The organism is Brevibacillus sp. TJ4, from assembly GCF_044627595.2.
Taxonomy (GTDB): domain Bacteria; phylum Bacillota; class Bacilli; order Brevibacillales; family Brevibacillaceae; genus Brevibacillus.
Genome location: NZ_CP185865.1, coordinates 3,351,877 through 3,368,238, shown reverse-complemented (window position 1 = coordinate 3,368,238; position 16,362 = coordinate 3,351,877). Strand labels below are relative to the sequence as shown.

Here is a 16,362-nt window from a genome sequence, read left to right as displayed (position 1 = left end):
TTGCGCGATGCTGCATGTGGAAGAAAAAAAGGAAAAGATATACCCGCTGTCTATGAATCAATACGGCCTCTGGTTTTTTGACCGCCTCGTTCCAAACAGCCCGCTGTACAGCGTTCCCTGGATGGTGAGAATAACGGGCGAACTGAACGTAGCTGCCCTCCAGGAAGCGCTGCAGGCGGTGTGGGAGAGGCATGATGTGCTGCGCAGCAAAATAAGGATGGCGAACGAGAAACCCTTTGTTGTTGTTTCCAATGAGAGGGAGGTTCCGTTTGCAATCATAGACGTTGCACAAGACGGCATGAATCCGCAAGCAGTCGAAGATCGGGTCACCGGGATGCTGTTGGAGCATTCTTTGCAGCCCTTCGATCTGTATCGCGATACGCTTATGCGATCCATCCTGTTCTCGTGCGGGGCTGGCCGTTATATTCTGTTCTTTAACATGCATCATATCATCTTTGACGGTTGGTCGATGGAGATCCTGCTGCGCGAGATTGCAGAGGTCTACAACGCACGCAGCGCAGGCGCCGCAGCTGTCCTGCCTCCTCTACAGCATGATTTCTTTGATTTTGCCAAATGGCAGAAGAAAATGGTGCAGGGCGATGAAAAAACGCAACTGTTGGAATACTGGCGAAACAAGCTGAAGGAACCGCTGACGGGAAGCCAGTTTCCCGCCGATCATGCGAGAGCGCAGGAGCAAAGCTACAGCGGAAGCATCGTCACGAAAAAACTCCCGAAGGATCTGTCCGACAAGCTGATCGAGTTGGCCAAAAAAGAGAGGGTCACCCCGTATATGGTGTTTTTGGCCGGACTCCAGGTACTGCTGCACACATACACGGGTTCCTCAGAGATCGTAATCGGCTCTCCCATGGCTGGGCGTTCCAACAGCGAATTTGAATCGGTTATCGGATATATCGTGAATCTCGTTCCGCTGAAAATCAGCTGCCGAGGCGATATGGCGTGCAAAGAACTGTTGCGGGAAGTGCGCAGAACGACGCTGGAAGCCTATTCGAATCAGGCGATTCCGCTTGATGTGCTCATCTCCGAGCTGCTGCCCTCGCGAAGCAGCGCCGAGCCATTCATTCGCACCGTGTTCGCGTACGAGGATGACGCTACCTTGGGGATTTCCATGAATGGCGTGGAGCTGTCGCCCATCGAAGGCTTGCCGACGAATACGTCCAAATTCGATTTGACCTGGACGATTACCAATAAAGGCGATTTCTATGAATTGAACGTGGAATTCGCCACAGATTTGTACGCCGAAACCACGATTCACAGGCTTATCCAGCATTACGAAAACGCGTTGGAAAGCATCGCAAAGAGCCCGGAGAGCAAGGTTTCCCAGATTGCAATATTTACAGAGAAAGAAGAAAAGATCCTGACGGAAGGCAACATCTTGGTCTTGAACCAGCATCTCCAGCTCGCTCCCATCGGCACTCCCGGCGATCTGTACATCAGTGATGTCAGCCTGGAGCAACAGTACATGCGGCAAAATGCAGAATTGGAGAAGCATCTCGTCGACCATCCCTTCAAAGAAGGTTCCCAGCTCATTCGCGCCGGCCGAGCCAAGCGGAACGCGGACGGCAGCATCCACATTATCGAACTGTTCGGCTTCCGCCCCGAAGATGAGGATCACCTTCATCCTGCAGACCGAACCGAAGCGGTTTCTGACAAACTGGAAACCGTCGCTGGCCAAGAAATCCTGAAAATTTGGAAAGAAGTGCTGGGTGTCGAGGACATTCATGCTGACGATAGTTTCTTTGAGCTTGGCGGCCACTCTCTTTTGGCTATTCAAATCATCGTACGCGTGAGAGAGTCTTTTGGGATCGACGTGCCATTGCGCAGCTTGTTTGAGGCGGAAGACATCGTAGCGTTTATAACAGCCGTCGAAGATTGCTTTGCACGCGATCACGACCAGCGTTCCTTCGAGAAAGAGGCAGAGGTGGCGGAATAATGGATCCCAACCGCTCGACGAAAGAACGGAAATCGATTCAGGAGCTCATCTCGCAACGGCTGCAAAGCAATGCTGCCCACGACAGGCAGAGAGAGAGGATGGAACGTGTCCCTCGCGACAGGCCGGTTCGCGCCTCCTTTGCGCAGGAAAGACTTTGGTATTTTCAGCAGTTTCAGCCGAATGATACATCATATAACACGCGCTTTGCCTTCCATGTAAAGGGGCCGTTGAACGAATTTGCCCTCAGGCAAACATTGAATGAGCTGGTCAAGCGCCATGAAGCCTTGCGAACGACTATCGTAGAGATCGAAGGAGAAGCGTATCAAAAAATCAACGATCCGTATTCCATTCCCTTGCATACCAAAGACTTCAGCGGCTTTTTCTCAGAAGAGAGAGTCAAGCAATATGTCGAGCAAACGGTAAATAAGCCGTTTGATCTGGAAGCAGGTCCGTTGTTCGAGGCTCATCTGATTCGGATCGACAGCGGGCATCACATTCTGTTATTCCACATGCATCACATCGTTTTTGACGGCTGGTCTGTCGGCATTTTCATGAATGACCTGAAAAACCTATACGAAAGCTACTGTCGCAAGCAGCGACACACGCTTGAACCGCTTGCTTACCAATATGCCGATTTTTCCACTTGGCAACGAAAAACGCTAACCGACGAGCAAATCGACAAGCATTTGCAGTACTGGTTGACGAAACTGGACGGAGCGCCGCAAACGATAGAACTGCCTTACGATAAGGCAAGGTCGCCTGTCCAGTCCTCCAGAGGAAACCTCCTGAAGCTGGTTCTGGCAGCGGATTGTGCCGAAAAGGTGCGCGAGTTTAGCAGACAAGAAGGAACTACGCTTTTTATTACGATGTTGACCGCATTCTACATCCTTCTGTACAAATACACGAAACAAAGCGACCTTCTGATCGGATCGCCAATAGCGGCGCGCACGAGCAAAGAGCTGGAGTCGATCATTGGATTTTTTGTCAATATGATTTGTTTGCGAGGGACGGTTCGCGAAGAGGCGACCTTTCGCGACCTGGTCAGAGAAGTGAAGAACGTATGCCTGGAAGCGTACACGCATCAAGACCTTCCCTTTGAGAAGCTGGTGGAAAAGCTGCAGCCCGAACGGGATCTGAGCAGGTCCCCGCTGTTCCAGGTCATGTTCGAAGTACAGCACGGCAGCCACACGGTTTCGATTGAGGGGCTTGAAATCGAAAGCATGGAGGATTCATCCGTTACTTCGAAGTACGATTTGTCGTTGATCGTTGAGGATATTGAGGACGGCTCGCTTGTGCTCAATTTCGAATACTGCACGGATCTGTTTGAAGACGAGACCATCAAGCGTTTTGGCAGCAATTTCATCCATTTCGTCAAAACGATCGTCTCGCAACCGGATCAAAAAGTCTCCGAATCAGATATTATCTGCGAATCCGAAAAGCGTACGCTGCTGGTAGAGTGGACCGACACTAGCAAAGAGTTTGCGTCAAAGCAAGACTATTACACGCTCTTTCGAAAGCAAGCGCTGCAAACGCCTGATAACATCGCGGCTCAAGATGACAACGGGCATTACACCTATGCACAGCTGCTTCATTTCGCCGATCGCATCTCTCTCCATCTGCGGCAAAGCGGGGTTGGCCTGGAAGATGTAGTAGGGTTGCTAGGAAAACGAGATTTTTCTTACCTGGCGAGCATCATTGCCATTTTGCAATGCGGGGCTGTGTACGTGCCGCTCGATCCGGGCTATCCGGAGCAGCGCATCCGCTATATTTTGCAGCAAAGCAAATGCAAATTGCTGCTGCAGACCGGCACTTTGGAGAGTGAATCGGACACATGGACCGCTCGAGCGGATGGTTCGCTTGCGCACCGGGTCCTGCGACTGGAGGATGTGCGAAGCGCGGAGCCCTGCGAAGAGGAAAAGCGCGCCGCTGCACCGATCATTTCGCCCATGAATGCGGCCTATACGATTTTTACCTCGGGTTCTACGGGACTGCCAAAGGGCTCCATGGTCGAACATCAAGGGCTGATGAATCACCTGTTTTCAAAAATCGACGACTTCCGGTTGACTGCCCGGGACACCATCGCGCAAACGGCATCCCAGTGCTTCGATATCTCCGTGTGGCAATTTTTGGCCATCCTGCTTGTTGGCGGAAAAGTGCGCATTTACAGGGAAGAGACCGTCCACGACCCGGCGCTGCTTCTGGAACTGGCCGAAAGAGATGCGGTAACCGTGATGGAAGCCACCCCTGCGTACTTGAAAGTTCTTCTTCAAGCTGCCAAAGACTGCGGTTCCTCCAACAAAGCCTTGAAACATATGCTGGTGACCGGCGAACAGGCCGATTCGAAATTGCTGAAAGACTGGCTCGACGCCTTCCCTGCTACGACGATCGTCAATGCGTACGGACCGTCGGAATGCTCGGACGACGTCACGCTCTATCACGTTCGCGACGCGACCGTCTTGCCCCCAGGGCTTGCTCCAATCGGCAAAGCGATCAGCAACATGAGAGTCTACATACTGGATGACTCCCTGCAACTGCTGCCAATCGGCGCAAAAGGCGAGATATACATTGGCGGGGTAGGAGTAGGGCGAGGATACATCCATCATCCGCGAATGACGGCCGACAGATTTCTCCCTGATCCTTTTCGCTCGGAAAAAGGCGCCAGATTGTTTCGCACGGGTGATTTGGGCAGGTACCGTTCGGACGGAACGCTCGAGTTTTTGGGAAGGGCAGACAATCAGGTAAAGCTTAGGGGATTCCGCATCGAGCTAGAGGAAATAGAAGCGAATGTAAAACGCATCGAATTCGTGCAAAATGCCGCTGTCACGGTGCAGCCGGACCACAACGGGGAAAAGCAATTGGTTGCGTATGTGGTCTTGAAGGAGAAGCAGAAGGAAGTCGCATCTTCGCAACTGCAAAAGGAGCTGGAAAAAATACTGCCCAAGTATATGATTCCCGCCTGCTTTGTTCAGTTGGAAGCATTGCCGCTGTCTCCCAATGGAAAAATCGATAGAAAATCGCTTCCCGCCCCCCAGTTTCGGGACGTTTCGAAAACGGTCCCGCCAACGACGAAGACCGAGAAAGAATTGGCGGCGATCTGGTCGGAAATATTGGGAGTTTCCCAGATTGGAAAAACGGACCATTTCTTCGACATCGGCGGACATTCCTTGCTCGGCATCCAGGTCGTCGCTCGGGCGAGGAAAACATTCAATGTGCCGCTCCCCGTTTCCTGCATATTCGAGGCGCCGACGCTGGAGAGCATGGCTGATGCGATCGATACGATCAAGTGGATTGCGGGTGACGACGACCCGGGAGAAGCGTGAAGAGGCAGCAATATACGGTATCGAGAGAGGGACTGATCGAGCATGATCGAATTGCTGGCAAGGCTGAAAAAGGAGAAGATCAAGGTTTGGATCGAAGGAGGGAAGCTGCGCTACCAAGGTCCGCAGGAAGCCATTGCGGAGGATTTGCTGGGAGCATTGCGCAGCCATGAGAATGAAATTGTGTCGCTTTTAAAAGAAGTCGCCCACGGCAAGAGGACAGAGTCAGCCGAAAAAACTCCCGTGCCGCGAAAGGATAAGGGGAGAGGGCAATTCCCGCTTTCCTTTGCGCAAAAACGGTTGTGGTTTATGGAACAGCTGCAGCCCGGAACTACCTTTTACAACATTCAGGATGTGCGGCGGATCGCAGGCTTATTGAATCCGGAGGCGCTCAAGCGAAGCTTCGACGATTTGGTGAAAAGGCATGAAGCCTTGCGCACGACCTTTTCGGAAGCGGACGAACAGCCAGTTCAAGTCATCGCCGACTTTTTGCCGTATCCCTTTCGTTTGGAGGACATCAGCCATTTGCCCGAGGCGGTGCGGGAAACGGAAGCGACCCGGATCATCGAGCAGGATGCGTCCGCCCCGTTTGACCTGGCGCACAGCTTGTTTCGCGTCACCGTCGTTCGTTTGCAACCGGAAGAACACATCCTGATCATGTCGATGCATCATATCATTTCGGACGGTTGGTCAATGGGGATCTTGTTCCATGAACTGGGGGTGCTCTACGACGCTTATGTGAACAACCGGCCCTCTCCGCTGCGCGAACTGCCTTTGCAGTATTCCGATTATGCGCTGTGGCAGCATGATTTTTTGCAGAGCGAACGGTTTCAAGAAGAGCTCGGCTACTGGAAGAAGCAATTGCGCAACGCCCCGGCGCTGATCGAGTTGCCAACCGACTTTCCCAGGCCCGCGGTTCAACGATACAAAGGCAGCCTTCACACGTTTTCGCTGTCCGGCGCCGATGTGGAAGAGCTTGAAACCATCTGCCAGCAAAATGCCGCTACTTTGTTCATGGGATTGTTGAGCATTTACAAGATTTTATTGTTCCGTCACTCAGGCCAAGAAGACCTCGTCGTCGGTACGGTTACGGCAAACCGGAATTCGACCGAGTGGGAGAATATGATCGGATTTTTTGTCAATACCTTGCCAATACGCACCCGATTTACCGAAGAGCAATCTTTTGCGCACCTGCTGAAAGAAGTGCGAAATGCCTGCCTGGGCGCCTTTACCCATCAAGAGGTTCCGTTTGAGATGCTGGTCGAGATCACCAATCCAGAGCGGAACCTGAGCTATACGCCATTGGTGCAGACCCTGTGCATCTTGCAAAGCGCATCGGAGTATGTCGAGATCGGCGGCCTGCGCACAAAAAGAATCGAAGTCGACTATAACACCGCCAAGTTCGATCTGACTTTCGCGTTTGAAAATGATTCCAACGGACTGCTCTGCCACGTGGAGTACAACACCGATCTTTTCGCGGCTGGCACCATCGAAAAGTTGGCGAGACGGTTCCGCTCTCTCGTCAAGAGCGTCATTGCCAATCCGGAAAAAAGCATCGCCCAGTTGCAGATGATCACGCAAGCGGAGAAAGAAAAGGTCCTGAAGACCTGGAATCGCACGGAAGCCGCTCCGGCAAGCCCCATGTGCCTCCATCAGGCGTTCGAGCAACAGGTGCTGGAAAGGCCGGATTCGATCGCGCTATATGCGGGCAAAGAGATGTTGACCTACAGGGAGCTGAACGAACGGGCGAACCAGCTTGCCCGCCACCTGAACGAAATGGGAGTACGCGACGAATCAAGGGTCGGCATTTGCGTCGAGCGCTCCTTTGACATGCTCATCGGAATTCTCGCAATCTTGAAAGCCGGCGGAGCCTATGTTCCGATCGATCCGCATTATCCCGACGAGCGCAAGCAGTATATCTTGCAGGATAGCCAGGCCGAGATCCTGTTGACCAGTTCGCAATTGGATGACAGCTATTGCGAAAAGCTGACGCTGCCTGTGATCACATTTGAAGGCGACAGAAGAACGATCGCTTCCTACGAAAGAACGAATCCGCAGCGCGAAGTACGCCCGGACCAGCTGGCTTACATCATCTACACCTCAGGCTCGACGGGCAGGCCGAAAGGGGTAATGGTCCCGCACTCCAATGTGATCCGGCTGTTCGCGAACACGCAGAGATGGTTTCATTTCCACGCTTCAGACAAATGGGCGCTGTTCCATTCCTTCGCCTTTGACTTCTCTGTCTGGGAAATCTGGGGAGCTTTGCTGTACGGCGGCCAACTCGTGATCGTTCCGTACAGAACGAGCCGTTCTGCCGACGAGTTTTACGAGCTTGTCGCCAGGGAAGGGATAACCGTGCTCAATCAGACCCCGTCGGCTTTCTATCAATTTGCCAAGGCGGATGAGAGGCTGGCAAAAGATTTAGAGGTGCGGTGCATCATCTTTGGCGGGGAAGCGCTGGAGCCCGAGAAATTGAAGGGCTGGCTGGAAAAACACGGGGATGCGAAGCCGAGCTTGGTCAATATGTACGGAATTACGGAAACGACTGTCCATGTCACCTACCGCCCGATCACAAAAGCCGATATGTTCGGCAAAAGCATGATTGGCGAAAAAATTTCCGATTTGGAATTGTATATTTTGGATAAACAGTTGGAACCCGTACCGGTCGGCGTGGCGGGGGAGATGTATATCGGAGGAGCGGGACTGGCGAGGGGGTACAACAGCCTGCCCAAAATGACTGCCGAGAGGTTTATCCCCAACCCGTTCAGCAGCGAATACGGATCACGTCTATACAAAACCGGCGACGCGGCCCGTTTTACGGAGAACGGGGACGTGGAGTACCTCGGCCGCATCGATCGCCAGGTGAAAATCAGGGGATTTCGCATCGAACTGGAAGAGATCCAAAAGACGCTGCGAAAGCATCCGGCCGTCCAGGACGCGCACGCAATCGTCCATCAGGCCGGCGACGAGGATAAAAGAATTGCCGCCTATTACATTGTCAAGCCGGGATGCATCGTAGAGCCGAGCGATCTTCAGGAGTTTGCGCGGGGATTCCTTCCCATCTACATGGTTCCCGCCTGGTTTCAGAAAGTGGATGCTTTCCCGCTCACGGAAAACGGAAAAATCGACGAGAAAAGCCTTCCGCTGCCAGCCGCGGACCGGGCTTTGGCGAAACAAGCGCTGGTACTCCCGCGAAACCGGGTGGAAGAAGCTCTCGCCGGCATTTGGAGAGACACGCTTCAGCTCGAGGAGGTCGGCATCCACGATAACTTCTTTGAATTGGGAGGACACTCGTTTACAGCCGTACAGCTGATCCGCAAAGTGGAAAAAGAATTCGGAAAAACCATGCCGACATCCGCTATTTTTCAGTATCCGACCATAGAAGGGTTTTCCCGGCTGCTGGCGGGACTGTCGGAGCGGCATACGGAAGGCGTAATGGTCGAGCTGCGGCAGGGTCGAACCCAGCAGGCGCTATGCTTTATCCATCCGGTTGGCGGTACGATTTTCTGCTATTCCAAGCTCGTTTCGTTGTTGACGAGCGAAAGGACCATGTACGGCTTCAAGTCTGCTGGGCTGGACGGCAAGGAAAGCGCCGCGACGACCATTCAGGAAATGGCGAGACACTACGTCTCCCGCTTGCTGGAAGTCGGCAAAGAAGAGCCTGTGCTCCTCGGGTGGTCGATGGGCGGAATTATCGCTTTTGAAATGGGCCTGCAGCTCTACGACCAGCTTGGGCGTGCTCCGAAACTCATCATGATCGACAGCTGGGCCAAAGACGTACGGTCGCAAACGCCGGACAAAGAAGAGGCGGCGGAAGCGTTTATCGACGATATCGCAAGAAGCAGCGGGATTTCTTTCAATCCGGATGACACCCCGGGCAAAGACAGGATGGAACAGCTCTTCTTCGCAATGAAAGAAGCCGGAATCGCCACGACGGACAGCGACGTTTCCTACATCAAGCAACTGTTTTCCGTGTATACGTCCAATCTGCGGGCTCTGCGCGCGTACAGTCCTTCCGGGAAGTACCCCGGTGACATTGTCTTGCTGCGCGCTTCCGAGTCCGTAGGAGAAGACCATGCATTGGGATGGAATGATTTTTCATCTAACCCAGTTAAAGTAAGTGTGATTCCCGGCGACCATTACTCGATATTTACGGAACCGAGTCTTTCCACGCTCGCGAAAAAAGTGGAAGAGTCGCTATAAGCGGCAGATTTTGGCAGAGGAACAGGGAGGGTGCCATGGAAAATCAAGGAGTGTTCTACAAGGTTGTGGTCAACCATGAAATGCAGTATTCCATTTGGAGAGCAGACCGGGAGAATCCGTTGGGATGGGAGGATGCCGGTTTTACGGGGGACAAAGAGAAGTGCCTGGACTACATCGAGAGCGTCTGGACGGATATGCGCCCGCTAAGTCTGCGCAAACAGATGGACAACGGCAATTGATCGAGGAGGGAAAGCATGCGGTACGGCCCGGCTTTATTGGAAGATTGGATGCGAAAGCATTATTATACGGCAACTACGGATATTGGAAGCAGCGGCGTTCAGCCTTGGTCATTCGGCCAGCTTCGGAACAAGCTGAGTATCGCCGTAGAAGAGCTGGACGGCATTGCGCTGACGGACAGCACCTCCTGCGGCAGCGAACAGCTTCGCCAGGCCATCGCCGCGCGCTGGGGCAATGGCGAGCGCGATTGGGTCATGGTTACCCACGGGTCAAGCGAAGCAATTTACCTGGCCCTGCACTCGTTGCTTGCCGCCGGGGATCACGTCGTCCTTGTGGAGCCATGCTACCATTCGATGGAATCCATTGCGGAGGTGATCGGCTGCGACGTATCCAAGTGGCGCCTTCGCGAGGAGAATCGGTTTCAACCTGACACCCGGGAATTGAAAAAGTTGATTCGGAAAGAAACAAAAATGGTGATCTTGAACTTTCCCCACAATCCGACCGGGGTTACCTTGACAAAAGACCAGGTTGAAGAGATTGTTTCGCTGGTGTCCGAGGCAGACGCCTATCTGATGTGGGATGCCGCCTTTTCCGATTTGGTCTATGAAGGCGAGCCGCTTCCCGATCCTACGAAAATGTACCGCAAAGCCATTTCAACCGGCACGTTCTCCAAGTGCTACGGACTTCCCGGCTTGAGATTCGGATGGGTAATGGCACATCCGCAGGTATTGGAGAGCCTGATTCCGTTGCGGGACCGGCTCACCCTGCACCTTTCCCCGCTCGTCGAGTTCGTGGCCTATCGCGCCGTCATGCAGATTGAAGAGTTATGGAAAGAGCGCTATGACCAGGCAAAAGAAAACCTCCGCTATCTGTCGGATTGGATGGAAAGAAACGCGGAATTCATGGAGTGGGTGCAGCCAAGCGGAGGCGTTACGGCATTTCCGAAGGTCAAACTGCAGATCGATGTCGAACACATGTGCCAAGAACTCGGCGAAAAGCGCCATGTACTGCTGGTTCCCGGCAGTTGTTTTGGCCATCCCCAGAGGGTCCGACTGGGGTTTGGCGGCAGCGCTGAAGAGTTGCGCGAAGGACTGTTCCAATTGGAAACCTATTTTCGAAATTACACGAGGTGAATACGGGTATGCACATAATCGAGTTAAGCAAGGAAGAAGTCGACACGGCTATGAAAATTGTGGCCGAACTTGCGTCCACTTACACGACTGTGGAAAACGACGAATTTTTGCTGGCGGCCCCAACCCGGGCGCAAGAGCTTCCGCGCCGGCTCAGGGATGAAATCAACCGCTTCAGACTGTTGGAATCCGGCGGGGGACTTTGCGTAGTCAGAGGCTTTCCCGTCGACGACAGCAAGCTTGGCAAAACGCCGGCCCACTGGAATGTAAAGCCTTCGCATTCGCCGACGATTCAGCACGATATCTTTTTCTACCTCTGCGCTTCTCTCCTCGCAGACCCGATCGCCTGGGCCACGCAGCAGGACGGTTATATCATGCATGACATCCTGCCGATCAAAGGATACGAGTTCGAGCAGTTGGGGGCAGGCAGCGAGGTACTGCTCACCTGGCATACAGAAGACGCATTCCACCCTTATCGTACCGATTACTTGGGCCTGATGTGCCTGCGAAATCCCGATGGCGTCGAGACCACGTACGCGTCGATCGAAGAGATCGAACTGGATGAACAAACGAAACGGATCCTCTTCGAACCCCGTTTTGTGATCCGACCGGACGAATCCCATTTGGAGAAAAACAGGGGACAGCTGCGCAAAGAGCTGGCAGCTTCCGAAGAATTGCTGCAAAGAAGTTATGAGAAGATCGAGCGCATGAACAACGACCCGGAAAAAATCGCGATATTGTTCGGTGACCCGAATCGGCCATATATGCGAATCGATCCGTATTTTATGGACGATGTGTTTGAAGACGAAGAGACAAGGTCTGCCTTTCACACGCTCGTCACGAAAATTGACGAAAACATCAAGGGATACGCCCTTCAGCCAGGCGAAATCTTGTTTCTTGACAATTACAAGGTCGTGCATGGAAGGATGCCGTTTAAAGCGAGATTTGACGGTACGGATCGATGGTTAAAGCGGTTAAACATCGCCAGAGACATGCGAAAATCGAGGGATTCGCGCATTAGCGCCGAGCATCGAGTGATCTTTTAAGGCGAAGAAAGCAATTGTCAAAGCAGGAGGGAGTTCATGCTGTACAAAAAAAGGCTGATGGTTCCCGGTCCGACCCCGGTTCCGCATCAGGTTGCGCAAGCCGGCGCGAAACCGATGATCGATGAACGCACCCCCGAGTTCGGGGAGCTATTCGCGCGAGTAGGCACAAACATCAAGAAGATCCTGCATACAAGAAACGATGTGCTCGTTTTTACCTCAAGCATCACGGGCGCTTGCGAAGGAACTGTGCAAAACCTGTTCAACCCGGGCGACAAGGTGCTGGTCATCAACAACGGATTTTTTGCGCAAAGATGGGTGGAAATGTGCAAGGCTTACCGCCTTGCCGTCATTGAGTGCGATTTCGGATTTGCCGGGGAAATTGACTTCGCGCAGGTAGCGAGGGTGCTGGAACAAGACCGGGAAATCGTTGCGGCGATTTGCGTGCTCTGCGAAACCTCCACCGGAATGGTAAATGATATCGAACGGTTCGCAAAAGTGGCGCAAAACGTAATTTCCATCGTCGATGCAGCCTCCGGCGTGGCCGTGACGGAAATCAGAGCCGATCAGTGGGGAATCGACGTCGTCGTGTCCGGCGGCCAAAAAGCGTTGATGACCCCGCCCGGAATCTCGTTTGTCAGCGTCAGCGACAAGGCATGGGAGCGGAATGCGAGAGCAGGCTCGCCGCGATTTTACTTCGACTGGCAGAAGGCAAAACGATACAGCCAGGACAAATACCCGCACACCCCGTGGACGCCGGCCATCAGTTTGCTGTATCAATTGGACGCGGCACTAGAAATGCTCTTGGCGGAAGGACTGGAAAAGGTCTACCGCAGGCACGAGGTGCTGGGGCGGGCGACGAGAGAAGGACTAAAGGCGGCGGGGCTTCAGCTTTTGCTGGAAAAAGAGCCGCGATTTGCTTCGGCGGTCACCGCAGCGTATTTGCCGTCTGGCCTGCACGCCGACGAATTTGTGGAAACATTGGCGGCGGATTACGGCATCCAAATTACCGACGGGCCGGGGTTGTACAAAGATAAACTTATCCGTGTCGGTCACTGCGGCTACATCGATCCGTTTGAAATCCAGGCTGCTTTGTCCGCGATCGAGCTGTTGCTGATCGCATACGGCTGCCGATTGCAGCCGGGGGAGGCTGCCAAAGCTGCCCAAAAAATCGTCGCCGAGGCCGTTGCCGATCAAGTTTGTTGAGAAGGATGAAGAATATGATCCGGAATCAGACGGATAGGTTGTTGCGCTCAAAAAACAGGTGCGTGCACGAATCGTTTGCGGATGTAGTCCGAACAAACCCAAATAACCAAGCAATCAGAGATGAATATGGAGAATTGGCGTACCATGAACTGCTGAACATGGCGAGCAAACTGGCCCGGATTCTGCGGGAGCAGGGAGTAGAGCGGGAAACGCGGGTTATCATCCACCTGCCGAAGTCGAGGGATTACGTGATTGCGATTCTCGCTGTTCTCCAGGCGGGGGGCGTGTATATTCCCGTCGATGAGCACTATCCCGGCGAACGCATTGCCTACATGGTGAAAGACTCCCGGGCTGCCCTGATCATCACGACTCAGGCATTGAGTCGGAAGCTCTCCGGTACAGGGGCGGGCATACTGCACATCGAACAAATCGCATGGCACGAATCAGGTGACAGTTCGTTCATTTCCGAAAAAGGAAATCCCGATCAAGCCGCATGCATCATTTACACGTCGGGATCGACCGGCAAGCCGAAAGGAATCGTTTTGTCGCATCGAAGCCTGCTAAATTTGGCCCTGTCCGGCTCCATTCACTTTGCCCTCGAGCGAAGCGACAGGTTTTTGCAGGTGTCCTCGATCAGTTTCTCGGCGGCGTTGGAAGAACTGTATCCTCCTTTGCTGACCGGGTGCACGATTGTATTTTCGTCCAGCGGCAGTTCGCCTCCATCGATCGCCGACCTGCTGCGAACGATGGAGCAGGAAAGGGTGACCGTGTGCGAGCTGGTCACGCCGCTCTGGCATGAACTGATTCACGCAATTGAAAAAGGCCGTGCTGCTCCTCCTTCTTCCTTGCGCTTGGTGATTACGGGCGGAGAGCGGCCTCTCCTCGATAAATACGAGATGTGGTGCAGACACGGGATCAAACTGATCCACGTGTACGGCCCGACGGAGTACGCTGCCACGGCTACTTATCACCATTGCGAGGAAAGCGCCGATCTGAAGCAACTTCAGCCCGATGCCGCTTCGGAGTGGAGGCTTTCTATCGGGAAGCCGATCGCAAACACGGCGGTGTATGTACTGGACGAAAACATGAATCAAGTACCTCCGGGAGCGGTAGGCGAGATCTATATCAGCGGGGATTCGCTTGCCACCTGTTACGTGAATAAGCCTGGACTGACCGCTGAAAAATTTCTGCCAGACCCGTTCGCGAACTACCCTGGGGCAAGGATGTACAAAAGCGGCGACGCCGGGCTATTTCGTTCCGACGGGAGTCTGGAATTTATCGGCAGGATGGATAGCCAGTTGAAAATACGCGGCTACCGAGTCGAACCGGCAGAGGTGGAAACAGCGCTGGAGACCCATCCAAAAGTAAAACAGGCCGTCGTTCTCGGAAGGGAAGACGGGCTGGGCGGCCAGCATTTGGTTGCCTTCCTCGTAGGAAGAGACGAGAAAATTCCCTCGACAGGCGAATGGAGGGCCTACTTGCAGGATTTGCTGCCTGCCTACATGATCCCGTCCTTCTATGTCCAGGTGGATCACATTCCTTTGACGCTGCACGGAAAAATTGACAGGCAGGCGCTGTTGCAAAAAGGCGAGAGAGAAAAAGAACGGGCGGTTGAAAGAGCCGCTCCCTGCAATGGGGAAGAAGCAAAATTGCTGGCGATTTGGCGGGATACATTTGGCCATGCCGAGATCGGCTGCCTGGATGATTTTTTCGACTTGGGCGGCCACTCCCTGCTCGCATTGCGCATCGCTTCCCGGATTCGCGAAGCTTTCGGCATCGATTTGCAGCCGGATGCCATCCTGCAGCACAGGACGATCAAGGAAGTGGCGAAGATGCTGGAAGAAGGCGGCGAGCGAAGCGGGCTGGCCGAGAGCTTGCAAGAAATAAAGCGCAAGAGGCAGATGTTCGCAGGAGAGATTGGAAGCAAGGCGGGGATAGCGGACTGCTCGCCAATCTCCATTTCGCAAAACGGTATATGGTTTTTGCAGCAATTGTTTCCCGACAGCTCTCTGTACAATGTGCCCTGGAGATTCGCCATTTCGGGAAGATTGGACGTGCAACTGTTCGAGAAGACGATCGCCGAACTGGTAAAACGGCATCCGGCGCTTCGCAGCAATTTCCGGATGGTGGACGGCCAAGTGCTGATGTTTGTTCATCCGCAGCGCTCCATCGACCTGTGCTACCGCGATTTTCGCCGGCAGGATACGGCCGACATCTCCGCCCGGGTTTCCCGATACCTGAAGGAAGAAGCCTCCAGGCCGTTCGATTTGGAAAAGGATTCGCTGCTTCGGGCCTACTTGGCGAGAACGGGCGATCGCGAGTACGTGGCGATGTTCAACGTCCATCACATCGTTTTTGACGGCTGGTCTTTGGAAATCTTCATGCAGGAATTGGGCTCGATTTATTCCGCCTTTGCCGCCGCCAGACCGCCTGAGCTGCCGGAGCAGAGATGGACATACGGCGACTACGCGATGTGGCAAAGGGAACGCTTGCAGGGGGAGCGGTTGGAAAAGGAACTTTCGTACTGGGTTTCCAAGCTTGGGAAGATAGAAGGATTGTTGGAATTGGCGGATCGGTCCGAGCAGACCGATGGCCCCGTGAATGCGGGAAAAACCGTCGCCTTTACGCCGCTTCTGGATGAGCAGGCCATACGGATCGCGGCTCAAACGCGAAAAACGACGCCATTTATTCTGTTGCTGGCCGTCTTCAAAGTTGTCTTGTACGACTTTACCAAACAAGCCGACGTCATTGTCGGCGTTCCGGCGGCGGGAGGGAGAATCGTACGGGAGTTTGGCAGCCTGATTGGTTATTTTGTAAACACGCTGGTCATGCGAAACACCGTGGATGAGCGTCTGCGCTTCAGCCAGTTCCTCGAGCAGGTGAAACAGACCGCCTTGGAAGGCTACCGGCATCAAGAGATTCCCCTCGATATCGTCGCGCAAAAGGTTCGCGCCAAGCGGCAAAAAGGGCGAAATCCATTGTTCCAAGCCGACTTCCTTTTGGAAGAGAATCCTTTGCGGAATGTCGAGCTGGCGGGCTTGCGAATTTCCCGGCTGGAAGATGTCGACACCGGGCTGTCCAAGTTTGATTTGACCTGGATGATGAAGCAAAGGGAAAAAGGAATTCAAGTCCATGCCATATTCAACACACGATTGCTGTCAGAGGCCAGGGTCAACGACATATTCAGCAGGTTTGTCAACGTCTTGGGCGTCATCCTTGACGAACCCGACACGACGATTGGAGAGCTGCTGTCAAAGGAAATCAGCGGATAGGAG

General features: G+C 53.6%; 8 protein-coding genes. All 8 read left to right on the top strand.

Annotated features, from left to right (window positions below; genetic code table 11):
• Nucleotides 1-7 precede the first annotated feature (7 nt).
• The 8 genes from ACAF76_RS16460 to ACAF76_RS16425 are packed head-to-tail and all read left to right on the top strand — an operon-like array spanning nt 8 to nt 16,359.
• A complete protein-coding gene (locus ACAF76_RS16460; protein WP_400161948.1) occupies nt 8-1,951 on the top strand; it encodes a condensation domain-containing protein in 1,944 nt (647 codons plus the stop codon).
• On the top strand, nt 1,951-5,271 hold the full coding sequence (locus ACAF76_RS16455) for an amino acid adenylation domain-containing protein (protein WP_400161947.1): 3,321 nt from the start codon (nt 1,951-1,953) through the stop codon (nt 5,269-5,271). The genes ACAF76_RS16460 and ACAF76_RS16455 overlap by 1 nt, the downstream gene beginning before the upstream one ends.
• A 42-nt stretch (nt 5,272-5,313) precedes the next feature.
• Nucleotides 5,314-9,471: an amino acid adenylation domain-containing protein gene (locus ACAF76_RS16450; protein WP_400161946.1), complete on the top strand. Its 4,158-nt coding sequence runs from the start codon at nt 5,314-5,316 to the stop codon at nt 9,469-9,471.
• A 35-nt stretch (nt 9,472-9,506) separates the two neighbouring features.
• Nucleotides 9,507-9,710, top strand: a complete 204-nt coding sequence (locus tag ACAF76_RS16445) for an MbtH family protein (RefSeq protein WP_400161945.1) — start codon at nt 9,507-9,509, stop codon at nt 9,708-9,710.
• Between the two features lie 15 nt (nt 9,711-9,725).
• Entirely contained in the window at nt 9,726-10,841 is a 1,116-nt protein-coding gene (gene vioD / locus ACAF76_RS16440) for a capreomycidine synthase (RefSeq protein WP_400161944.1), read from the top strand.
• 8 nt (nt 10,842-10,849) lie between these two features.
• On the top strand, nt 10,850-11,884 hold the full coding sequence (gene gntD / locus ACAF76_RS16435) for a guanitoxin biosynthesis L-enduracididine beta-hydroxylase GntD (protein WP_400161942.1): 1,035 nt from the start codon (nt 10,850-10,852) through the stop codon (nt 11,882-11,884).
• Between the two features lie 36 nt (nt 11,885-11,920).
• A complete protein-coding gene (locus ACAF76_RS16430; RefSeq protein ID WP_400161941.1) occupies nt 11,921-13,087 on the top strand; it encodes a pyridoxal-phosphate-dependent aminotransferase family protein in 1,167 nt (388 codons plus the stop codon).
• A gap of 5 nt (nt 13,088-13,092) precedes the next feature.
• A complete protein-coding gene (locus tag ACAF76_RS16425) occupies nt 13,093-16,359 on the top strand; it encodes an amino acid adenylation domain-containing protein (protein ID WP_400161940.1) in 3,267 nt (1,088 codons plus the stop codon).
• The last annotated feature ends 3 nt before the right edge of the window (nt 16,360-16,362 follow it).